1 protein-coding gene (running past both ends of the window) is annotated in these 26,145 nt (G+C 70.6%); it reads left to right on the top strand.

This entire window lies inside a single protein-coding gene on the top strand: locus ACIHA7_RS04845, encoding a non-ribosomal peptide synthase/polyketide synthase (protein WP_397285598.1). The 43,872-nt coding sequence extends 1,840 nt beyond the window's left edge and 15,887 nt beyond its right edge, so the window shows coding positions 1,841-27,985, spanning codon 614 (partial) through codon 9,329 (partial); the first complete codon in view begins at position 3. Both the start codon and the stop codon lie outside the window.

Raw genomic sequence — 26,145 nt, 5'->3', positions numbered from 1 at the left:
GGCTCGCGCCGCTGCGTCCGGACAACACCGCCTACGTCATCTACACCTCGGGTTCGACCGGTCGCCCCAAGGGCGTTGCGGTGACCCATCACGCGATCGTCAATCAGCAGCTGTGGATGCTCGACGAGTACCGGCTGACCGCCGAGGACGTGTACCTGCAGAAGACCGCGACCACGTTCGACGTGTCGCTGTGGGGTTATTTCCTGCCGTTACTGGTCGGGGCGAAGCTGGTCATCGCCGCGCCCGACGGCCATCGCGACCCGCTCTACGTCGCGGACATGATCGAGCGGCACGGGGTCACCGTGACCGACTTCGTGCCGTCGATGCTGACGGTGTTCGTCGCGCACGCGACCCCGGCGCAATGTGCCACGCTGCGAGCGGTTTTCGTGATCGGCGAGGCGCTGCCGCCGGAGACCGCCGCCGGTTTCCGAGCGATTACCTCGGCCGGGCTGCACAACCTGTACGGCCCGACCGAGGCCGCGGTCTCGGTGACCTACTGGGAGGCGACCGCCGCCGACACGGTGACCGTGCCGATCGGCATCCCGGAGTGGAATGTCTCGGTCTACGTGCTGGATTCGCGGCTGCGCCCGGCCGCCATCGGCGCACCGGGTGAGCTGTACCTGGGTGGCCGTCAGCTGGCCCGTGGGTATCGTGGCCGCCCGGATCTGAGCGCGGACCGCTTCGTCGCGAACCCGTTGTCGGCCAACGGCGAACGCATGTACCGCACCGGTGACCTGGTGCGCTGGAACGACGCGGGCACGCTGGAGTACATCGGCCGTACCGACTTCCAGGTGAAGTTCCGTGGTCAGCGGATCGAGCTCGGGGAGATCGAGACCGATCTGCTGGCGCATCCGGCGGTCAGCCAGGCTGTGGTGCTGGTGATGGATACCGCCACCGGTCAGCAGTTGGTGGCGTATGTGGTTCCCGCGCCGGGGCATTCGGTCGATCCGACGGAGCTGACCAGGTTCGCGGCCGAGAAGCTGCCGAGCTACATGGTGCCCGCCTCGATCATGGTGCTGGACGCCTTCCCGCTCAACACCTCGGGCAAGCTGGACCGTAAAGCGCTGCCGGAGCCGGTGTTCAGCGTGGACGAGACCAGTTTCCGTGCCCCGCGTACCCAGGCCGAGCAGATCGTGGCGGGCATCTTCGCCGACGTGCTGAGCCAGGACCGCATCGGCATCGATGACAACTTCTTCGACCTCGGCGGTAACTCGCTGGTCGCGACCCAGGTGGTCTCGCGGATCGGGGCGGCGTTCGGTACCCAGATCGGGGTGCGGGCGCTGTTCGAGTCGCCGACCGTGGCCGGGATCGCCGCCCGCGCCGAGAACGCCTCTGCCACCGAGGGTGCGCGGCCGCCGCTGGTGGCCCAGCAGCTGCCCGAGCGGGTGCCGCTGTCGCTGTCCCAGCAGCGGATGTGGTTCATCAACCAGTTCGACTCGACGGTGCCCGCCTACAACCTCCCGTTCGTGGTGCGGTTGCGCGGCCAGGTCGATCTGGACGCGTTGCAGGCCGCGCTGACCGACGTGGTCGCGCGCCAGCAATCGCTGCGCACGATCTTCCCCGAGTCCGGTGACGGCGGCTACCAGCAGGTGCTGCCGATGGATCAGGTGGATCTGGGCATCACGGTCGAGCCGATCGCCGAGGCCGAGCTCCAAGGTGTGCTCACCGCGTTCGCGTCCACCGGATTCGACGTCTCCCGCGAGCTGCCCATCCGGGTCCGGGTCTACGCGGTGACCGGCGGCAACGGCAACGGTGCCGCCGATTACGCGGTCGCGTTCGTGGTGCATCACATTGCCGCGGACGGCTTCTCGTTCGGGCCGCTGGCCCGCGATGTGGCCGCGGCCTACCTCGCGCGCGCCGCGGGGCAGGCGCCGAGCTGGGCGCCGCTGCCGGTGCAGTACCAGGACTTCAGCGTCTGGCAGCGCGAGCTGCTCGGCGCCGAGTCCGACCCCGGTTCGATGGCGGCCCGCGAAATCGCCTACTGGCGCAGGGCATTGGCCGGGCTGCCCGATCAGCTCGACCTGCCCACCGACCGCCCCCGCCCGCCGGTGCAGAGCTTCAGCGGTGGCCGGGTCGGCTTCGACATCGACGCCGAACTGCACCAGCGGCTTTCGGGCTTGGCCCGCGCACAGGGCGTCAGCCTGTTCATGGTCATGCACGCCTGCTTGGCCGTGCTGCTGGCCCGCCTGTCCGGCACCGACGACATCGCCATCGGCACCCCGGTCGCCGGGCGTGGCGAGCAGGCCCTCGACGACCTGATCGGCATGTTCGTCAACACGCTGGTGCTGCGCTCGGAGGTCGACGGCAGCGAGCCGTTCACCGAGTTCCTCGCCCGCACCAGGGAAACCGACCTCGCCGCGTTCGCCTTCGCCGACGTGCCGTTCGAGCGCCTGGTCGAGGTGCTCAACCCGACCCGCTCCCAAGCCAGGCATCCGCTGTTCCAGGTGATGCTGTCGTTCCAGGAAATGTCGCACGCGACACTGGAACTGCCCGGCCTCTCGGTCACCGCCGACGAACTCGACGTCGACATCGCCAAGTTCGACCTGCAGTGGACCGTCACCGAAGAACGCGGCGCCCACGGCGAACCCGCGGGCATGGCGACCGTGGTCTCCTTCGCCACCGACCTGTTCGACGCCGCCACCGTTGCCGAGTTCGGCCGCCGCTACCTGCGCGTGCTCGAAGCAGCCGTCAGCACACCACACACCGCGGTCCGCGACATCGACATCCTCGACGACGCCGAACGCACCACCGTGCTCACCGGCTGGAACCAGACCGCACACCAACTGCCCGCGGCGACCGTGCTCGACCTGTTCCAGGAACAGGTCCGGTTACGGCCGGACGACATCGCGGTGCTGTTCGACGGCGGCACCCGCAGCGCGGGCGAGTTCGGCCCGCAGGTACAGCTGACGTATGCCGAGTTCTCGGCTCGGGTGAATCGCCTGGCGCGCAAGCTGATCGCCGAGGGCGTCGGCCCGGAAACCCTGGTGGCCGTCGGTATCCGCCGCTCGGTGGACATGCTGATCGCCATCTACGCCACCATGACCGCCGGCGGCGGCTACGTGCCGATCGACCCCGATCACCCGGCCGAGCGCACCGACTACGTGCTGGCCAGCTCCACGCCGGTGTGCGTGCTGACCACCCTGTCCGATGACGTCAAGTCGGCCGACTGCCCGGTACTCGCCCTCGACACCCTGGACTTGAGCGAGTTCGGCGACGAGCCGGTCACCGACGCCGAGCGTCGCGGCCCGCTGCGCCCCGCGAACACCGCCTACGTGCTCTACACCTCCGGCTCCACCGGCAGGCCCAAGGGTGTGGCGGTCAGCCACGCCAGCGTGCTCAACCAGATCGCCTGGATCACCGGCGAATACCGCATCGGCCCCGCCGATGTGATCCTGCAGAAGACACCGGTCACCTTCGACGTGTCGGTGTGGGAACTGTTCGGCACGTTGGCCGTCGGCGCCCGCATGCTCATCGCCGCGCCGGACGGGCACCGCGATCCGATGTACCTGTCGGAGATCATCGGCCGCCACCACGTCACCATGACCTCGTTCGTGCCGTCGATGCTCTCGGTGTTCGCCGGTGCCGCGTCGACCGCCGAATGTGCCTCGCTGCGCGCGGTTCTGGTCGCCGGTGAGGCGCTGCCGCCCGCCACCGTCACCGCGTTCCGGCAGTTCTCCACCGCCGCGATGCACAACCTGTACGGCCCGACCGAGTTCACCGTGCACGCCACCGCCTGGCACCTCAACGAGGTGGCCCCCAGCTCGGTGCCGATCGGCCGCCCGGTGTGGAACGCGCAGGCCTACGTGCTCGACGCGGGCCTGGCTCCGGTCCCGGTCGGTGTGCCGGGCGAGCTGTACCTGGGCGGCGTGCAGACCGCCCGCGGCTACCACGGCCGCCCCGACCTGAGCGCGGAACGCTTCGTCGCCGACCCGTTCGGCGCGCCGGGCGCCCGGCTCTACCGCACCGGTGACCTGGTGCGCTGGGTCGAGCCGCGCGACCCCGAGGTCGGCGCCGCGGGCGTACTGGAGTACATCGGCCGCACCGACTTCCAGGTGAAGTTCCGCGGCCAGCGCATCGAGCTCGGCGAGATCGAGGCCGCACTGCTCGACCACCCGGCCGTCACCCAGGCGGTCGTGCTCGTCATGGACACCGTCGCGGGCGACCAGCTCGTCGCGTATGTGGTCACTCCGGCGGGCCCGGTCGACATCGACAACATCAAGAACGCGCTGCATCGCACGCTGCCCGCCTACATGGTGCCGTCGGCGATCGTGGTGCTCGAGGCGTTCCCGCTCAACCCGTCCGGCAAGCTGGACCGCAAGGCGCTGCCCGCGCCGGTGTTCGAGGTGCGCGAATTCCGGGCGCCGACAACGCCGATCGAGGAGATCGTCGCGCAGATCTTCGGTGAGGTGCTCGGCATCAACCGGGTCGGCGTGGACGACGACTTCTTCGAGCTCGGCGGCAACTCGCTGATCGCGACGCAGGTCGCCTCGCGGCTCGGCATCGCGCTGGACACCCGTGTTCCGGTGCGCATGCTGTTCGAGGCGTCCACCGTGGCCGCGCTCGCGGCCAGGGTGGAGTCGCACGCCGGTGACGGCGCGCGCAAGGCGCTGGTGGCCCGCAACCGCCCGGAGGAGGTGCCGCTCTCGCTCGCCCAGCAGCGGATGTGGTTCCTCAACCGGTTCGATACCGCCTCGGCGGTCAACAACATCCCGGTCGCCATCCGGCTCTCCGGCGACCTCGACGTGGCCGCGCTGCAGGTCGCGGTCATCGACGTGATCGACAGGCACGAGTCGCTGCGCACCGTGTTCCCGGAGACCAAGACCGGGCCGGTGCAGGTGGTGCTGGACGCGGCACAGATCGTGCCCGACCTGACGCCGGTGCCGGTGACCGAGCACAACCTGATCGACCACCTGGTCCAGCTCGCCTCGATGGCGTTCGATGTGACCAACGAAGTGCCCTTGCACGCAAGGCTTTTCGAGATCAGCGAGACCGAGTACGTGCTCGGCATGGTGGTGCACCACATCTCCGCCGACGGCTGGTCGATGGGCCCGCTGGCCCGCGACGTGATGGTGGCCTACGCCGCGCGCACCTCGTGGGAGGCGCCGGCCTGGTCGGCGCTGCCCGTCCAGTACGCGGACTACGCGCTGTGGCAGCGCGAGGTCCTCGGCTCCGAGGACGACCCGAGTTCGCTGATCTCCAACCAGATTCGGTACTGGACCCGCGAACTCGCCGATCTGCCCGACGAATTGGTGCTGCCCTCGGATCGGCCGCGGCCCGCCACGGCGTCCTATCGCGGCGGCACCTACCCGTTCGTCATCTCCGGTGAAACCCAGCGCGCGCTGGTCGATCTGGGCCGCAGGCACAACGCCTCGTTGTTCATGGTGATGCACAGCGCGCTGGCCGTGCTGCTGGCCCGCGCCAGCGGCACCGCCGACATCGCCATCGGCACCCCGGTGGCCGGGCGCGGTGAGGCCGCGCTGGACGACCTGATCGGCATGTTCGTCAACACGCTCGTGCTGCGCACCGAGGTCGACGGCGCGGCCAGCTTCGCGGACCTGCTCGCGCAGGCCAGGGAGAAGGATCTGCACGCCTTCGCGCACGCGGACGTGCCGTTCGAGCGGCTGGTCGAGGTGCTCAACCCGGCCCGCTCGCAGGCGCGGCATCCGCTGTTCCAGGTGATGCTGACCTTCCAGAACACCAGGCAGGCCAGCCTGGAACTGCCCGGCCTCTCGGTCAACGGCATCGACTACGACGCGCGCCTCGCCAAGTTCGACCTGCAGCTGACCTTGCAGGAGACCCAGGACGAGCTGGGCGACGCGGCAGGCATGTCGGCCGAATTCTCCTACGCCGAAGACCTTTTCGACCAGGACACGGTGGCCGCGTTCGCGCGGCGCCTGGATCGCGTGCTCGCCGCGGTCACCGCCGACCCGACGGTGCCGATCGGCGACATCGATCTGCTCGCGCCCGCGGAGCAGGCGCGGGTGCTGGTCGACTGGAACGACACCGCGCACCAGGTGCCCGCCGAGACGCTGGTCTCGCTGTTCGACGCGCAGGCCGCGGCGACGCCGGACGCGGTGGCGCTGGTCTTCGACGAGGAACGGCTCACCTACCGGGAACTGCAGGTGCGGGCCAACCGCATCGCCAGGCAGCTGATCAAGGCCGGTGTCGGCCCGGAATCGCTTGTCGCACTGTCGATCCGCCGCTCCAACGAGCTGGTCATCGCGATGTACGCGGTGCTGCAGACCGGTGCGGCGTACGTGCCGCTGGACCCGGATCAGCCCGCCGACCGGATCAACCACATCGTGGACACCGCGCGCCCGCGGATGATCCTGTACCGGTCCGCCGACGGGTTCGGCATCGACCTGCAGCGCGAGGTCTCGGTCATCGCGATCGAGGGCATCGAGGGCGTGCCCGGCATGGCCGCCTCCAGCGGTGCGCCGATCACCGATGCCGAACGCACCCAGCCGCTTCGGCCGGACAACACCGCCTACGTCATCTTCACCTCGGGCTCGACCGGCCGCCCGAAGGGTGTGGCGGTCAGTCATGCCGCGATCGTCAACCGGCTGCTGTGGATGCAGCACGAGTACCCGATCGGGCCCGCCGACGCCGTGCTGCAGAAGACGCCCGCCACCTTCGACGTGTCGGTGTGGGAGTTCTTCTGGCCCTTGCAGACCGGCGCCCGCCTGGTCGTCGCGAAGCCGGACGGCCATCGCGACCCGGTGTACCTGGCGCAGCTCATCGCCGAGCAGGGCATCACCACGGCGCACTTCGTGCCGTCGATGCTTTCGGTGTTCGTGTCCACCCTCGGCACCGAGTCCGGCGACGCGGACGGCTACCCGTCCTCGCGGCTGCGGCAGGTGTTCGCCTCCGGTGAGGCGCTGCCCGCGCAGACCGCGCAGCGGCTGCGCGAGCTGACCGGCGCCAGGCTGCACAACCTGTACGGCCCGACCGAGGCCGCCGTCGACGTCACCTATCACGAAGCGACGGACGCGGATACGGTCTCGGTGCCGATCGGCAGGCCGGTGTGGAACACCCGCGTCTTCGTGCTCGACGCCAGGTTGCACCCCGTCGCACCGGGTGTCGCGGGTGAGCTCTATCTCGCGGGCGATCAGCTCGCCGTCGGCTATCTCGGCCGGGCGGACCTGACCTCGGATCGCTTCGTGGCCAACCCGTACGGTGCCCCGGGCGCGCGGATGTACCGGACCGGTGACCTCGTCACCTGGACCGCCGACGGCGAACTGGAGTACCTGGGCCGCACCGACTTCCAGGTGAAGCTGCGCGGTCTGCGGATCGAGCTCGGCGAGATCGAGGCCGCGCTGCTCGCGCAGCCCGGGGTCGCCCAGTCGGTCGTCGTGGTGCGGACCGACCCGCACGCGGGCGATCAGCTGGTGGGTTACGTTGTCGCCGAATCGGATTCGGTGATCGACCCGGACGCGGTCAAGGCCGCGCTCGCCGAATCGCTGCCCGGCTACATGATTCCGGCCGCGCTGGTCGTGCTCGACGCCTTCCCGGTCAACGCCAGCGGCAAGCTCGATCGCAAGGCGCTGCCCGCTCCGGTGTTCGAGGCCAAGCGGTTCCGCGCGCCCGCCACCCCGATCGAGGAGATCGTCGCCGAGGTCTTCGCCGAGCTGCTCGGGCTGCCGCGCGTCGGCGTGGACGACGACTTCTTCGAGCTCGGCGGCAACTCGCTGGTCGCCACCCAGGTGGTGGCGCGGCTGAGCGCTGCGCTGGACACCGAGGTCGGCGTGCGCGCGCTGTTCGAGGCGCCGACGGTGGCCGCGCTGGCCGCCCGGGTCGAGTCGCGGGCCGGAACCGGTGCGCGCCAGGCGCTCACGGCACAGGTGCGCCCTGAGCACCCGCCGCTCTCGCTCGCGCAGCAGCGGATGTGGTTCCTCAACCGCTTCGACGCCGACTCCGCCGCCAACAACATTCCGGCCGCGGTGCGGTTGGAAGGTGCGCTGGATCTGGACGCGCTGCGCGGCGCGGTCGCCGACGTGGTCGCGCGGCACGAATCGCTGCGCACCGTCTACCCGTCGCAGGACGGCCTGGCCTACCAGCGGGTGCTGCCCGCCACCAGGGCGATCCCCGATCTGGAGGTCTTCCCGGTCGCCGAGGGTCAATTGCTCGGCGCCATGTACGAATTCGTCGAGCGCGGCTTCGACGTGACGGCCGAGCCGCCGGTGCGGCTGCGCGCCTACCAGCTCGGCGACCAGGACTATGTCCTGGTGGTCGTGGTGCACCACATCGCGGCGGACGGCTTCTCGATGCGCCCGCTGGTCCGCGATCTGATGACCGCCTACGTGGCGCGCACCTCGGCGTCCGAGCCGGGCTGGCCGCCGCTCGCGGTCCAGTACGTGGACTTCGCGCTGTGGCAGCGCCAGACCCTGGGCTCCGAGGACGATCCGACCTCGCTGATCTCCGAGCAGCTCGACTACTGGCGCACCGCGCTCGCCGGCCTGCCCGACGAGCTGCGCCTGGCCGGGCGTCCCAGGCCCGCCGTCGCGTCGTATCAGGCTGGGACACACCGCTTCCGGGTGCCCGGCGAGCTGATCGACGAGCTGAACCGGGTCGCGCACGCGCACGGCACCACGCTGTTCATGGTGGTGCACAGCGCCTTCGCGGCCCTGCTCGCCCGGCTCAGCGGCTCCGACGACATCGCCATCGGCATTCCGGTGGCGGGCCGTGGCGAGCAGGCCCTCGACGACCTGGTCGGCATGTTCGTCAACACCCTGGTGCTGCGGGCACAGGTCGACACCGACGCGTCGTTCGCCGACCTGCTGGCGCAGGTGCGAGAGCGCGACCTGCAGGCCTTCGCGCACGCCGATGTGCCGTTCGAGCGGCTGGTCGAGGTGCTCAACCCGGCCCGGTCACAGGCGCGGCATCCGCTGTTCCAGGTGATGCTGTCGTTCCAGAACCTGGGCCGCGCGTCGCTCGAGCTCCCCGGCCTGACGGTGTCCGAGCTCGGCATCGACCAGCCGACCGCGAAGTTCGACCTGCAACTCACGCTGAGCGAGGTGCAGGGCACCGAAGCGGCGATGGACGCCGAACTGCTCTACGCCACCGACCTTTTCGATGTGGCCTTCGCGAACACCTTCGCCGAGCGCTTCCTGCGCGTGCTCGGCGGGGTCGCCGCCGCGCCCACGGCGGCGGTCGGCGATATCGAGCTGCTCGACCCGGCCGAGCGCGCGCTGGTCGTCGAGCAGTGGAACGACACCGAATTCCCGGTGGACGCGGCACTGACCTCGCCGGTCGGCGACGCCGCCGCGACCCTGGTCTCGCTGTTCGAAGCGCAGGCCGCGCGCACGCCCGACGCACACGCGGTGACCTTCGAGGGGACAAGTCTGTCCTACGCCGAGTTCGCCGCGCGGGTGCATCGCCTGGCGCGCTGGCTCAAGCAGAACGGCGTCGGCCCGGAATCGTATGTGGCGCTCGGCATGCGTCGCTCGATCGATCTCGTGGTCGGCATGTACGCGGTGAACGCCGCGGGCGGTGCCTACGTGCCGCTCGACCCGGATCACCCGGCCGAGCGCACCGACTACATCCTGGAGACCGCGCGCCCGGTGTGCGTGCTGACCTCCGGCACTGATCTGGAGTCGACGGGCTCGCGCCAGGTGCGCATCGATCAGCTCGACCTGTCCGAGTTCTCCGACGCGCCGCTGACCGACGCGGACCGGCACAAGCCGCTGCGCCCGGCCAACACCGCCTACGTGATCTTCACCTCCGGCTCGACCGGCCGCCCGAAGGGTGTCGCGGTCTCGCACGCGGCCATCGTCAACCGGCTGGTCTGGATGCACGCCGAGTACGGCCTCGCGGCCTACGACGTGGTGCTGCAGAAGACGCCTGCGACGTTCGACGTGTCGGTGTGGGAGTTCTTCTGGCCCTTGCAGGTCGGCGCGCGCCTGGTGGTCGCGAAGCCGGACGGCCACCGCGACCCCGCCTACCTGGCGCGCCTGATCATCGAGGAGCGCGTCACCACGGTGCACTTCGTGCCGTCGATGCTCTCGGTGTTCGTCGCCGAGGAGCGGGCGGCCGAATGCGGCACTCTGCGTAACGTTTTCGCCTCCGGTGAGGCGCTGCCCGCGGTCACCGCGCAGCGGTTGCGCGCGCTGACCGGCGCCAGGCTGCACAACCTGTACGGCCCGACCGAGGCCGCCGTCGACGTCACCTTCCACGAGGTGACCGAGGCCGACACCAGCTCGGTGCCGATCGGCGCCCCGGTGTTCAACACCCAGGTGTACGTGCTGGATTCGCGGCTGCGGCCGGTCCCGGTCGGCGTGCCCGGCGAGCTGTATCTGGCCGGTGCGCAGCTGGCACACGGCTACGTGGCCCGCCCGGACCTGACCACCGAGCGGTTCGTCGCGAACCCGTTCGGCGAGGCCGAGCGCATGTACCGCACCGGTGACCTGGTCTCCTGGACCCCCGACGGCGAGCTGGAGTACCTGGGCCGCACCGACTTCCAGGTGAAGCTGCGTGGTCTGCGGATCGAGCTCGGCGAGATCGAGAACGCGCTCACCGCATTGGAATCGGTGTCGCAGGCGGTGGTGCTGGTGCGCACCGACGAGCGGACCGGTGATCAGCTCGTCGCCTACGTGGTCGGTAACCCGGACCGCGCGTTGGACGTCGAGTCGGTCAAGGCCGCGCTCGGCGGGCAGCTGCCCGCGTACATGGTGCCCTCGGCCTACGTGGAGCTCGACGAGTTCCCGCTGAACCCCTCCGGCAAGCTGGACCGCAAGGCGCTGCCGGAACCGACGTTCGCGGCCAAGACCTTCCGCGCGCCCAGCACACCGGTGCAGGAGATCGTCGCCGACACCTTCGCCGCCGTGCTCGGTGTCGAGCGGGTCGGCCTGGACGACGACTTCTTCGAGCTGGGCGGCAACTCGCTGGTGGCCACCCAGGTGGCCGCGCGACTCGGCGAGGCGCTGGATACCCAGGTTCCGGTGCGCGTGCTGTTCGAGGCGTCCAGTGTCGCCGCGCTCGCCGCCAGGGTGGAGACGGCTGCGGGACAGGGCGGCCGGGCGCCGCTGGTGCCGCAGGAGCGCACCGATCTGGTGCCGCTCTCGCTCGCCCAGCAGCGGATGTGGTTCCTCAACCGGTTCGACAACCGCACCGCGGTCAACAACATCCCGGTCGCCATCCGGCTCACCGGCGACCTCGATGTCGCGGCGCTCAATGCCGCGCTCGGGGACGTGCTGGCCCGCCACGAGGCGCTGCGCACCGTCTACCCCGAGGTGGAAGGCACCGGCTACCAGCGCATCCTGCCCGTCTCGGAGGTGCCCGTCGCGGTCACCGCCGAGCCGGTCACCGCGGCCGAGCTGCCCGCGCGCATCGTCGAGCTGGCGAGCTACCACTTCGACGTCACCCGCGAGATCGCCTTCCGCGCAAGCCTGCTCCGCCTCGACGAGCGCGATCACGTGGTGGTGCTGGTGATGCACCACATCAGCGCCGACGGCTTCTCGCTGCGGCCGCTGCTGCGTGACGTGGTCGTCGCCTACAGCGAGCGCAGCCGGGGCGAGACCCCCGCCTGGGCGCCGCTCGAGGTGCAGTACGCCGACTACGCGCTGTGGCAGCGCGACGTGCTCGGCGTCGAGCACGATCCGGAGTCGGTGGCGGCCGAGCAGATCGCCTACTGGGTCGAGCAACTGCGCGATCTGCCCGATCAGATCGAGCTGCCCGCCGACCGCCCGCGCCCGGAGATCGCCTCCAATGCCGGTGGCACGCACGGCTTCTCCGTCGATGCCGAACTGCATGCCGCACTGGCCGAGCTGGCCCGCCGCCGCGGCGTCACGTTGTTCATGGTCGTGCACGCCGCGCTGGCCGCGTGGGCGGCCAGGCTGTCCAACAGCACCGATATCGCCATCGGCACCCCGATCGCCGGACGTGGCGAGCGGGCGCTCGACGACCTGGTCGGCATGTTCGTCAACACGCTGGTGCTGCGCAGTGAAGTGGACCCGGCCGCGCGGTTCAGCGACCTGCTCGAGCAGGTGCGCCGGACCGATCTGGCCGCCTTCGGCAACGCCGACGTGCCGTTCGAGCGACTGGTCGATGTGATCAGCCCGGCCCGCTCACAGGCGCATCACCCGCTGTTCCAGGTGGCGCTGACCTTCGAGGCGGCCTCGGCCGCCGAGATGGGCACCGTGCAGTTGCCCGGCCTCGACCTCGACGTCGTCGAGTTCGACCAGGGCACCGCCAAGTTCGATGTGCAGCTGACCGTCGGCGAGACCGCGGACGGCGCGCTGGCCATGTCCTGGAACTACGCCACCGAACTGTTCGACCCGGAGACGGTGGCCTCGTTCGCCGACCGCCTGGTGCGCGTGCTGCAGACCGTCGCCGAGGATCCCGAGATCGCCGTCGGCGATATCGATCTGCTCGGCGAGGCCGAACGCCTCGATGTCTCGCAGCGCTGGGTGTCGTCCGGGATGGACGGCGGCGCAGGCCTTTTCGAGCATTCCGAGACCACACTGGTTACCGTGTTCGATGCGGCGGTCGCCGCGCACCCGAACCGCATCGCGGCCCGCTTCGGCGTCGAGACGCTGACCTACGCCGAGTTGGACCGGCGCGCGAATGTGCTGGCGCGCAGGCTGATCGCGGACGGCGCCGGGCCGGAGTCGCTGGTCGCGGTGATCCTGCCGCGCTCGCTGGACCTGGTGGTCGCGCTGGTCGCGGTGGTGAAGACGGGCGCGGGCTACGTGCCGGTCGACCCGACCTACCCGGCCGAGCGCATCGCCTACGTGCTCGCCGATTCCCAGCCGACCAGCGTCATCCTGGACTCGACGGTCCAGGTGACGGTGCCGGTGGAACTGCCGAGCGTGGTGCTGGACGGCTTCGCCGTGGAGACCGGCAATATCGAGGACGCCGACGATGCGCCGATCACCGACGCCGACCGGAACGCGGCGCTCTCGCCCGACCACGTCGCGTACGTGATCTACACCTCCGGCTCGACCGGCCGGCCGAAGGGTGTCGCGGTCGCGCACCGGAATGTGGTGCGGCTGTTCGCGAATACCGATCGGGACTTCGGTTTCGGCCCTGACGACGTGTGGACGCTGTTCCACTCCTACGCCTTCGACTTCTCGGTGTGGGAGCTGTGGGGCCCGCTGCTGTTCGGCGGCACCCTCGTGGTGGTCGACTACTACACCTCGCGCTCGCCCGAGCAGTTCCTGGAACTGCTGCGCGCCGAACGGGTCACGGTGCTCAACCAGACCCCGTCCGCGTTCTACCAACTGGCCGAAGCCGATCGCAACGCCGCGCCGGACGCCGCGCCGCTCGCCCTGCGCTACGTGGTGTTCGGCGGTGAGGCCCTCGAGCTCCGCAGGCTCGCCGATTGGGTTGCCCGCCATGGCGATTCGGCGCCGCTGCTGGTCAACATGTACGGCATCACCGAGACCACGGTGCACGTGTCCTACCGCGCGCTGGACGCCGAGACCATCGCGGCCGCCTCCGGCAGCGTGGTCGGCCGGGCCATCGCAGGTCTGCGGGTGTACGTGCTCGACAACCGGCTGCGGCCGGTCCCGGTCGGCGTCGCGGGCGAAATGTACGTCGCGGGACCGCAATTGGCGCGTGGCTACCTCGGCCGTCCCGATCTGTCGGCCACCCGGTTCGTCGCCAACCCGCTCGGCGGCTCGGACGCGGCGGGCTCGCGCCTGTACCGCTCCGGCGACCTCGCGCGCTGGAACCGCTTCGGCGAGCTCGAATACCTCGGCCGCGCCGACGATCAGGTGAAGGTGCGCGGCTTCCGCATCGAGCTCGGCGAGATCGAGTCCGCGATCCTGGCCCAGCCCGGCATCGCCCAGGCGGCGGTCATCGTGCGCGAGGACCAGCCTGGTGATCAGCGCATCGTGGCCTACGTGGTGGCCGAGCCCGATGTGGTCCCGGTGCTCGACCAGGTCCGCGACGGCGCCGCCGAGCGGCTGCCGTCGTACATGGTGCCCTCCGCGCTGGTTCGGCTCGAGTGGATTCCGTTGACCGTCAACGGAAAGCTCGATCGGCGCGCGCTGCCCGCGCCCGCCGTGCAGGCCCGTGCGTTCCGCGCGCCCGTCACCCCGGTGCAGGAAACCGTGGCCGCGGTGTTCGCCGAGGTGCTCGACCTGCCGCGGGTCGGCGTCGACGACGACTTCTTCGAGCTCGGCGGCAACTCGCTCAACGCAACCAGGGTCGTCTCCCGCATCGGCGCCGCGCTCGGCACCACGGTCGCGGTGCGCGCGCTGTTCGAGGCACCCACCGTGGCGGCGCTGGCCGCCAGGGTCGAGTCGCACGCCGACGGTGCCGCCCGTGCTCGCCTCGTCGCCCGGCCTCGGCAGGCCGACGCGCTGGTGCCGCTGTCGTTCGCGCAGCAGCGCATGTGGTTCCTGAACAAGTACGACACCTCCTCGGCGGCCTACAACCTGCCGATCGCCATCCGGCTGACCGGGGCCCTCGACGTGGCCGCGCTGCGGCTCGCGGTGGCCGATGTGGTGCGCAGGCACGAATCGCTGCGCACCCGCTACCCGGAGCACGGTGGCACCCCCGTCCAGGTGATCGTGCCCGCCGAGAACATCGCGCTCGACCTGCATCCGGTGCAGGTGGATCCGGCCGATCTGACCGCCGTGGTGACCGACTTCGTCACCACCGGATTCGATGTGGCCGAACAGGTTCCGCTGCGCACCCGGCTCTACCGCGCGAGCGAGGACGAGCACGTGCTCGTCGTCGTGGTGCACCACATCGCGGCCGACGGCTTCTCCATGGGGCCGCTGACCCGCGACGTGATGCTCGCCTACTCGGCCCGCACCCAGGACAGCGCGCCCGGGTGGGCGCCGCTGGCCGTGCAGTACGCCGACTTCGCGGTCTGGCAGCGTGAGGTGCTCGGCACCGAGGACGATCCGGACTCGCTGATGGCGCGCCAGGTGGCGCACTGGCAGCGCGTGCTCGACGGTGTCCCGGACGAGCTGACCCTGCCCACGGACCGGCCGCGCCCGGCGATCGCCTCGCTGCGCGGCGCGACGCTGCACCGCGAGCTGCCCGCCGAACTGATCGCGGCGCTGGAAGACATTGCGCGCCAGCGCGGTGCGTCGCTGTTCATGGTGCTGCACGGCGCGCTCACCGTGCTGCTGTCGCGGCTGTCCGGCGCGGACGACATCGCGGTCGGCACACCGATCGCGGGCCGCGGCGAGCAGGCGCTCGACGACCTGGTCGGCATGTTCGTCAACACCCTGGTGCTGCGCACCGGAATCGATGCCGGTGAATCGTTCACCGAGCTGGTCGATCGGGTGCGGCGCACCGACCTCGACGCCTACGGCAATGCCGACGTGCCCTTCGAACGCCTGGTAGAGCTGCTCGCACCGGAACGCTCGCAGGCACGCAACCCGCTGTTCCAGGTGATGCTGGCCTTCCAGAACCTGGACCGCACCACCCTCGAACTGCCCGGCCTCTCGGTGTCGGCGCTCGATCTCGAAGAGAACGTGGCGCGCTTCGACCTGCAGTTCACCCTTTCGGAGCAGGGCGAACCCGGCACCGCCGGGATGGCGTTGGCGCTCACCTACGCCACCGACCTGTTCGACGAGTCGACCGCGGCCGAGATCGCGCAGCGCTGGCAGCGGGTGCTCGAGGCGATCGCCGCGAACCCGGCCGTCGCGGTCGGTCAGATCGACGTGCTCGACGCCGTCGAGCGGGCCGACCTGACCGCGCGCACCGGCGCGCAGGCCACGCCGCCGCGCACGCTGCCGCAGCTGCTTGCCGAGGCCGCCGCCATCGACCCGGCGGCCCCCGCCGTCGTGTTCCAGGGCAGGACCACGTCCTACGCCGAGCTCGACGAACGCTCGAACCGGTTGGCCCGCTTGCTGATCGAGCGTGGCCTCGGCACCGAGGATCTGGTCGCGGTCGCGGTGCCGCGCTCGGACGACTCCTACTTCGCCGAATGGGCGGTCGCCAAGTCCGGTGCGGCGTTCGTGCCGATCGACCCGACCTATCCGGCCGACCGCATCGCGCACATGGTCACCGATTCGGGCTCCCCGGTCGGCCTGACCGTCACCTCGGTGCGGGCCGACCTGCCGGACTCGGTCGAATGGCTGGTGCTCGACGAGCTCGACCTGTCCGGCTTCGACGCGGCCCCGATCACCGATGCCGATCGGGTGCGGCCGGTCAGCCCGGTGCACCCCGCCTACGTCATCTACACCTCCGGTTCCACCGGTGTGCCCAAGGGCGTCGTGGTCACCCACGCCGGTCTCGCCAACTTCCGGGACGAGCAGAACGCTCGTTACGACGTCGACTCATCCACGCGCGCACTGCATTTCGCGTCGCCGAGCTTCGACGCCTCGATCCTCGAGTTCCTGCTGGCGATCGGCCGCGGCGGCACCCTGGTGGTCTGCCCGCCCGGTGTGTACGGCGGCGAGGAACTGGCCGAGCTGATCCGCGCCGAGCGCGTCACGCACGCGTTCATCACGCCGTCGGTGCTCGCCTCGCTCGATCCGGCCGCCCTGGCCGACATGCGGGTGATCGTGGCCGGTGGTGAGGCGGTGCCCGCCGACCTGGTCACCAAGTGGGGTGGCGCGCCGGACGGTTCGGGCAGGCGCTTCCACAACGGCTACGGCCCCACCGAGACCACCATCATGACCAATATCAGCGACGCATTGACGCCGGGCGATCTGGTCACCATCGGTGGCCCGACCCGCGGCATGCAGTCGCTGATCCTGGACGCCCAGCTCCGGCCCGTTCCGGTGGGTGTCGCGGGTGAGCTCTATCTGTCGGGCATCCAGCTGGCCCGCGGTTACCACGCCCGGCCCGGCCTGACCGCCGACCGTTTCGTGGCGAACCCGGCGGTTCCCGGCGCGCGGATGTACCGCACCGGTGACGTGGTCCGCTGGACCCGCGGCGGCGAGGTCGAGTACGTCGGCCGGTCCGACTTCCAGGTCAAGGTGCGTGGTTTCCGCATCGAGCTCGGCGAGATCGACGCGGCACTGGCCGCGCACGAGAGCGTCGACTTCGCGGTCACCGTCGGCCACAAGGGCTCGGCCGGCGCCACCTCGCTGGTGTCGTATGTCGTTGCGGCGCCGGGCCGATCGATCGACGTCGCGACGCTGACCGCCTTCGTCGAGGAGCGGCTGCCCGCGTACATGGTGCCGTCCTCGATCATGGTGATCGATCGGGTACCGCTCACCCCGGTCGGCAAGCTGGACCGAAAGGCGCTGCCGGAGCCGGTGTTCGCGACCGAGGTCGTGTTCCGGGCGCCGCGCACGCCGGTCGAGCAGACCATCGCCGAGGTCTTCGCCGAGGTGCTCGGCGTGGAGCGGGTCGGCGTCGACGACTCGTTCTTCGCACTGGGCGGCGACAGCATCGTCTCCATCCAGCTGGTGTCGCGGGCCAAGGCGCGCGGGGTGGTCTTCAGCCCACGGCACGTCTTCGAGCAGCGCACCGTGGCCGGGTTGGCCGCGGTGGCCGAGACCGCCGACGCCGCAGCGGCTTCGGCCGTTGTGCTGGCCGAACTGCCCGGTGGCGGCGTCGGCCCGATGCCGCTGACCCCGGTGGTGCGGTTCATGGCGGAGCGGCGCGGTTCGTTCAACCGGTTCAACCAGACCCTCGCGCTGGAACTGCCGGTCGGCATCGACCGGGCAGGCATCGTCGCGACCGTCGGCGCGGTGATCGACCGGCACGACATGCTGCGGGCGAGCCTGCGGCAGGTCGAGGGGGAGTGGATCCTCGAAACCGCCGCCGCGGGCACCGTCGACGTGGACGCACTGGTCGACCACGTCACCTTCGACGCCGCCGCCGACGATGCCGAGCTGATCGAGATCGCCTCCGCCGCACTGGATTCCTCGCTGGATCGCCTCGATCCCGCTGCGGGCGTCGTCATTCGGTTCGTCTGGCTGGAGCCTTCCAGCGGCGAGCGCGCCGGACGACTGATCGTCGTCGGCCACCACCTGGTGGTCGACGGTGTCTCCTGGCGCATCCTGGTGCCGGACTTCGTCGCGGCCTGGGGCCAGCGCACCGCGGGCCAGCAGCCCGAGCTGGTCGCGCCTGCCACCTCGATGCGAGCCTGGGCGCACGCGCTCGAACGCGAGGCGCGCAGTGCCGAGCGGGTCGCCGAGCTCGACCACTGGCGCTCGGTGGTCGACGCGGCCGATCCGCTGCTGACCGAGCGTCCGATGGACCCGGCGATCGACACTTCGGGTGTCATCGAGAAGCTGCAGGTCGAGGTGTCCGCCGAGGTCACCAAGGCGCTGCTGACCAAGGTTCCCGCCCTGTTCCACGGCGGCGTGAACGACGGCCTGCTCACCGCGCTGGCTCTGGCGACCGCCAAGTGGCGGGCGCGCCGGGCCGGCACCCGCGGCGACGAGTCGCTGCTGATCCGCCTGGAGGGCCACGGCCGCGAAGAGGACATCGTGCCCGGCGCGGACCTCTCGCGCACGGTCGGCTGGTTCACCGCGATCTTCCCGGTCCGCTTCGAGCTGTCCGGCATCGACATCGATGCCGCGCTGGCCGGCGGACCCGCACTGGGTCAGGCGGTCAAGGCGGTCAAGGAGCAGCTGCTCGCGGTGCCGGACAAGGGTGTCGGTTACGGCCTGCTGCGCTACCTGAACCCGGAGACCGCCGCGGAACTGCCCGTCGAGCTGCCCGGCCAGGTGAGCTTCAACTACCTCGGCCGCGTCGCCGAGGGCGATGTGCCGGAGTCGCTGCGCGGCTTCGGCTGGATCCCGGCCGCCGAGCTCGGCGCGCTGGGCGGGGCCTACGACGCGGACATGCCCGCGATGGCGCCGCTGGACGTCAACGCGATCGTGGTCGGCGACAAGCTGACCGCGAACATCGGCTACCCGGCCACGCTGCTCGATGCCGCCGCCGTGCGCGAGTTCGGCGAACTCTGGACGACCGCGCTGGAAGCGGTTGCCCGGCACGCCAATTCGACCGGCGCGGGCGGGCACACGCCGTCGGACTTCGCGCTGGTGCGCAGCACGCAGGGCGATATCGACGGCTGGGAGCGGCGCTTCCCGAACCTCGCCGATATCTGGCCGCTGTCCGCGCTGCAAGCCGGTCTGCTGTTCCACGCCAGGCTCGCCGCCACCTCGGTGGACGTGTACACCGCGCAGGCGGTGCTCACCCTCACCGGGCGGGTGGACGCGGCCCGGTTGCGTTCGGCCGCACAGGCTTTGGTGGACCGCTACGAGAATCTGCGCACCGCGTTCGTCACCGATCGGGACGGCAGCCCGGTGCAGGTGGTTTTGGACAGCGTCCGGGTCGCCTGGTCCGAGCACGACCGGATCGAGCAGGGCGACGGCGACGACCTCATCGCCGCGGACCGGACGCAGCGCTTCGACCTGACCGAGCCGCCGCTGATCCGCTTCACGCTGATCCAGGTGGCGCGCGACCGCTGGCAGTTCGTGGTGGCCAACCACCACATCCTGCTCGACGGCTGGTCCATGCCGCTGCTCATGCAGGACCTGCTCGTGCTGTACGCGGCGCACGCGGACACCAGCGTGCTGCCCGCCGTGCGGTCCTACCGGCACTTCCTGGAATGGACCGCGCAGCAGGATCATTCGGCCTCGGTGGCCGCGTGGGCCGATGCGCTGCGCGGTGTCACCGAGCCGACGCTGCTGGCCCGCCCGGATGCCGGGCGCGAGATCACCTCGCTCTCCGGCGAGTACTTCTTCGAGCTCGACCAGGCCGCCACCGCGCGGCTCACCGCGCTGGCCGGCTCGCTCGGCGTCACGCCGAACACCGTGCTGCAGACCGCGTGGGGCATCCTCATCGGCCGGATGACTGGCCGGGACGACGTGCTGTTCGGCACCACGGTGTCCGGCAGGCCCGCGGACCTGTCCGGCGTGGAGTCGATGGTCGGCCTGTTCATCAACACCGTGCCGGTGCGGGTGCGCTTCGACCCGGCGGAGTCCGCCCAGCAGCTGCTGGCCCGTACCCAGGGCGAGCAGGCGGATCTGCTCGATCACCACTACGTCGGCCTCGCCGACATCCAGTCCGCCGCGGGCATCGGTGGTCTGTTCGACACGCTGGTGGTGTTCGAGTCCTACCCGGTGGACGCCGCCGGACTGCAGGAACAGGCGTCCGACATCGACGGTATGGCGGTGGTCGGCCTCGACGCGGCCGACGCCACGCACTACCCGTTGACCCTTATCGCACAGTTGGATTCGCGACTGCGGATCCGCGCGGGTTACCTGCGTGACCTGTTCGACGAGCAGACCGTGCGGCGCATCGCCGACCGGCTGATCCGCGTGCTGACCGCGATCACCGCCGAACCGACGGTGTCGGTGGGCGATATCGAGTTGCTCGACACCGCCGAGCGTGAGCTCGTGGTGTCCGGCTGGAACGACACCGCGCACGAGGTGGATTCGGCCGCGACGCTCGTCTCGAAGTTCTACGAGCAGGCCGCACGCACGCCCGAGGCGACCGCGCTGAGCTTCGAGGGGACACATCTGGCCCACCCGTCGCCCGACCACCACCCCTCATTGGGTCGCTACGCGACGCTGACATATGACGAGTTCGCCGGACGGGTGAACCAGCTGGCCCGCTGGCTGATCGCCCGCGGTGTCGGCGCGGAATCGTATGTGGCGCTGGGTATGCGGCGCTCGATCGATCTCGTCGTCGGCATGTACGCGGTCGCGGTGGCCGGTGGCGCCTACGTGCCGCTGGACCCGGATCACCCGGCCGAGCGCACGGAATACATTCTGGCCACGGCCGATCCGGTGTGTGTGCTGACCTCCGGCACCGATCTCGACATCGATACCGCGCAGGTGCGCATCGACCTGCTCGATCTGAGTGGGCTTTCCGAAGCGGCGATCACCGACGCGGATCGCCGGACACCGTTGCGCCCGTCGAACACCGCGTATGTGATCTTCACGTCCGGCTCCACCGGTCGACCCAAGGGCGTCGGTGTTTCGCACGCGGCGATCGTGAACCGCCTGGTGTGGATGCAGTCCGCGTACGGGCTGGACACCACCGACGCGGTGCTGCAGAAGACGCCTGCCACCTTCGACGTGTCGGTGTGGGAGTTCTTCTGGCCCTTGCAGATCGGTGCGCGCCTGGTCGTCGCGAAGCCGGACGGCCATCGCGATCCGGCGTACCTGGCCGAGGTGATCAGCACCGAGCGGATCACCGTCACCCACTTCGTGCCGTCGATGCTGGCCGTGTTCGTCGCCGATGCCGCTGCGGCGCAGTGTGATTCGCTGCGACTGGTGTTCGCCTCCGGTGAGGCGCTGCCGCCCAAGCCCGCGCACCGACTGCGTGAGCTGACCGGTGCGGCGCTGCACAACCTGTACGGGCCGACCGAGGCCGCGGTCGACGTCACCTTCCACGAGGTCGTCGATACCGATACCGACACGGTCCCGATCGGCGCGCCGGTCTACAACACCCAGGTGTACGTGTTGGATTCGCGACTGCGGCCGGTGCCGGTCGGTGTCGCGGGTGAGCTGTACCTCGCGGGCACTCAGCTGGCCCGCGGGTACGTCGCGCGGCCGGATCTCACCAGCGACCGCTTCGTGGCCAACCCCTACGGTGCCGCGGGCGAGCGCATGTACCGCACCGGTGACCTGGTCTCCTGGACACCGGACGGCGAGCTGGAGTACCTGGGCCGCACCGACTTCCAGGTGAAGCTGCGTGGTCTGCGGATCGAGCTCGGCGAGATCGAGACCGCGCTCACCGCGCTGGACGAGGTCGCCCAGTCGGTCGTGGTGGTCCGCGGTGACCAGCACACCGGCGACCAGCTCGTCGCCTACGTCATTGCCGCGCCGAACGTGCGGGTGGACACCGAGTTGCTGCGCGAGGACCTGGCGGAGCGGCTGCCCGCGTACATGGTGCCGTCGGTGGTGCTCGTGCTCGACGAGTTCCCGCTCAACGCCTCCGGCAAGCTCGACCGCAAGGCGCTGCCCGCGCCGGTGTTCGAGGCCGCGGTGTTCCGCGCGCCGACCACGCCGGTGGAGGAGATCGTCGCGGCCACTTTCGCCGAGGTGCTCGGCGTGGAACGGGTCGGCCTGGACGACGACTTCTTCGCCCTCGGCGGTAACTCGCTGTCCGCCACCCAGGTTGCCGCGCGGCTGTCCGCCGCGCTGGACACCGATCTCGGCGTCCGCGAGCTGTTCGAGGCGTCCACCGTGGTCGCGCTCGCGGCCCGCGCGGAGACCCACGCGGGCGCCGGGGCCAGGGCGGCCCTGGTGCCGCAGCAGCGGCCCGCGCTGGTGCCGCTGTCGCTGGCCCAGCAGCGCATGTGGTTCCTGAACCGCTTCGACCCGGACTCGGCCGTGGACAACATCCCGGCCGCGGTGCGGCTGTCCGGTCTGCTCGACCGGCAGGCACTGCAGATCGCCGTGGCCGACGTGCTGGCCAGGCACGAGTCGCTGCGCACCTTCTACCCGGAGGTGGACGGCACCGCGCATCAGCAGACCGTGCCCACCGGCAAGGTGATCCCCGACCTCGCGCCGTTCGAGGTCACCGAGGCCGAACTGCCGCAACGGCTCTCCGAGCTGGTGCTGACCGCCTTCGACGTCACCACCGAGGTGCCGTTCCGGGCCAGGCTGTTCGAGGTGAGCCCCACCGAGCATGTGCTGGCCCTGGTGGTGCACCACATCTCGGCCGACGGTTTCTCCATGGGCCCGCTGACCCGAGACGTGATGACCGCCTACGGTGCCCGCGTCGAAGGCGGCGAACCCGCCTGGCGGCCACTGGAAGTCCAGTACGCCGACTTCGCGCTGTGGCAGCGCGCCGTGCTCGGCGACGAGGACGATCCGGAATCGGTGATCGCCCAGCAGATCGCATACTGGTCGAACTCGCTGGCCGGGCTGCCCGATCAGCTCGACCTGCCCACCGATCGGCCGCGCCCCGCGGTCGCCTCCGGCCGCGGCGCGACGCACACCTTCGAGATCGACGCCGAAACCCACGGCAAGCTCACCGAACTCGCCCGCACCAGGGGCGCGACGCTGTTCATGGTCGCGCACACCGCGCTGGCCGTGCTGCTCGCCCGGCTGTCCGGCGAGCGCGACATCGCCATCGGCACCCCGGTCGCCGGCCGTGGCGAGCGGGCGCTCGACGACCTGATCGGCATGTTCGTCAACACCCTGGTGCTGCGGACGCCGATCGATAGCGCCGCGACGTTCACCGATCTGCTGCGCACGGTGCGCGCCACCGATATCGCCGCGTTCGGGCACGCGGACCTGCCGTTCGAGCGGCTGGTCGAGATCCTGAACCCGGCCCGCTCGCAGGCGCGGCACCCGTTGTTCCAGGTGCTGCTGTCGTTCCAGAACCTCGGTCAGAACAGCCTCGAGCTGCCGGGACTGACGGTCAGCGGGGTCGAGCTGCCGATCGATACGGCGAAGTTCGACCTGCAGTTGACGCTGTCGGAGAAGAACGCCACCCAGCCGATCAGCGTCGCGGAGCGACTCGATGAGGGGCGGCGGTCGGGTGACGGGCGGGCTAACGGCGTGGGTGCTGCCGCGGCCGGTATTAGTGCCGAATTCATCTACGCCACCGATCTTTTCGATCCGGAAACGATGGCCGAGCTCGGGCAGCGGTTCCACCGGCTGCTGAAAGCTCTTGCCGCCGAACCTGATCGGCCGATCGGCGATATCTCCCTGCTGGACGAGCAGGAGACCGAGCAGGCACTGCGCGGCTGGAACGCCACCGAGCGTGCTCTCGGCGCACCGACCACCCTGGTCGCCGAGTTCGCGGCACAGGCGCAGGCGACTCCGGACTCGGTCGCAGTCATCGACCCCGCAACGGGAGCCTCGCTGACGTACGCCGAGTTCGGCGCTCGAGTGCACCGATTGGCGCGCAAGCTGATCGAAGCCGGTGTCGGCCCGGAGACCCTGGTCGCCCTCGGTCTGCGCCGCTCGGTGGACCTGCTCGTCGCCGTGTACGCGGTGCAGGAGGCCGGCGGCGGCTATGTGCCGCTGGACCTCGACCAGCCCGCCGAACGGGTGAACTATGTGCTCGACTCGGCCGACCCGGTGTGTGTGCTGACCACCTCGCGCGACGCGTTCGACGCCGAGGGCCGCACCACCCACTCGATCGATGAGCTGGACCTGTCCGGTTACTCGGACGAGCCGGTCACCGACGCCGAACGGCTCGCGCCGCTGCGCCCGGAACACCCGGCGTACGTGATCTTCACCTCCGGCTCGACCGGTCGCCCGAAGGGCGTCGCGGTGCCGCACGCCGCCGTGGTGAACCAGATCCGCTGGATCACCGGCGAATACGGCATCGGCGCCGACGACGTGGTCTTGTTCAAGACGCCCGCGACCTTCGACGTGTCGGTGTGGGAGCTGTTCGGCCCGCTGACCACCGGCGGCCGCCTCGTGGTGGCCAGTGCGGACGGCCATCGCGATCCGCAGTACCTCGCGGACGTGATCGCCGCCGAGCGCGTCACCATGACCTCGTTCGTGCCGTCGATGCTGACCGTCTTCGCCGGAAACGTCGACGCGACCGGTGCCGGTGCCGCCCTCGCCTCGCTGCGGACGCTGTTCGTCGCCGGTGAGGCCTTCACCGCCGAGGCGGTCGAGGCCATCCGCAAGGTCAGCTCGGCCGAGCTGTACAACCTTTACGGCCCAACGGAATTCACCGTGCACGCCACGCACGGCCCGGTCGCCGACGAGGTGTCCGGCGCGGTGCCGATCGGCCTGCCGGTGTGGAACGCCCAGGCGTACGTGCTCGACGCGCGCCTGCAGCCGGTGCCGTCGGGTGTCGCGGGCGAGCTGTACCTCGCCGGTGCGCAGCTGGCGCGCGGCTACTTCGGCCGCACCGACTTGACCGCGGATCGCTTCGTGGCCAACCCGTTCGGCGCCGCGGGCGCGCGGATGTACCGCACCGGTGACCTCGTGAAATGGGTGCCTGCATCGCGCAGCGATTCGATGAGGGGCGGTGGCCGGGCGACGGGTGGGCATCACACGGGCGCCATCGAGTACATCGGCCGCACCGACTTCCAGGTGAAACTGCGCGGCCTGCGCATCGAGCTCGGTGAGATCGAAACCGCCCTGGCCGCACACGATTCGGTGGCCCAGTCCGTCGCGATGGTGCGCTCGGACGCGCACACCGGCGATCAGCTGGTCGGCTATGTGGTGCCGGTCGGCGACACGACCGTCGACGTCGACGACCTCAGGGCACACCTGTCCACCCGACTGCCGTCGTACATGGTGCCCGCCGCGATCGTGGTGCTCGACGCCATGCCGCTCAACCCGAACGGCAAGCTGGACCGGCGCGCACTGCCCGCACCGGCCTTCGAGGCACGGGAGTTCCGCGCACCGTCCACCCCGATCGAAGAGATCGTGGCCGACACCTTCGCCGAGGTGCTCGGTCTCACCAGCACCGACGGCGAACGCGCCGTCGGCCTCGACGACGACTTCTTCGACCTCGGCGGCAACTCGCTCATCGCCACCCAGGTGGTCGCCCGCCTCGGCGCGGCGCTGGACACCCGCGTCCCGGTGCGGATGCTGTTCGAGGCGCCGACCGTCGCCGCGCTGGCCGCGCGGATGGAGGCCCATCAGGGCACCGGCCGCCGCCGCGAACTCGTGGCAGGCAGGCGCCCGGCCCGCATCCCGTTGTCGCTCGCCCAGCAGCGGATGTGGTTCCTCAACCGGTTCGACAACCAGACCGCGGTGAACAACATCCCGCTCGCGGTCCGGCTCACCGGCTCGCTCGACACCGACGCGCTGCGCCGAGCCGTCGCCGACGTGGTCGACCGGCACGAGGTGCTGCGCACCGTCTACCCGGAAACCGCCGACGGCCAAGGTGTTCAGGTCGTGCTGCCCGCCGGGCAGGAGACCATCGAGCTGACCCCGATCGAGGTGTCGGAGACCGAGATCCAGGAGCGGGTCAGCGAATTGGTGCTGACCGGCTTCGACGTCACCACCGAGGTGCCGGTGCGGGCCAAGCTGTTCCGGGTCGCAGGCTCGATGGACGGCTCGCAGCCCGACACCCACGTGCTGGTCTTCGTAGTGCACCACATCTCCGGCGACGGCTGGTCGGTGCGCCCGCTGGCCCGCGACGTGATGATCGCCTACGCGGCGCGCTCGCGCGGCGAGGCACCCGCCTGGGCGCCGCTGCCGGTGCAGTACGCCGACTTCGCGCTGTGGCAGCGCGAAACCCTCGGCTCCGAAGACGATCCGGCCTCGCTGATCGCCCAGCAGGTCGCCTACTGGTCCGACAGCCTGGCCGGTCTGCCCGACCAGCTCGACCTGCCCGCGGACCGTT

It is taken from the genome of Nocardia sp. NPDC052316 (assembly GCF_044547795.1).
GTDB lineage: Bacteria > Actinomycetota > Actinomycetes > Mycobacteriales > Mycobacteriaceae > Nocardia.
The sequence above is the reverse complement of the archived record's forward strand: the minus strand, read 5'-3'. Positions and strand labels throughout refer to the sequence as shown.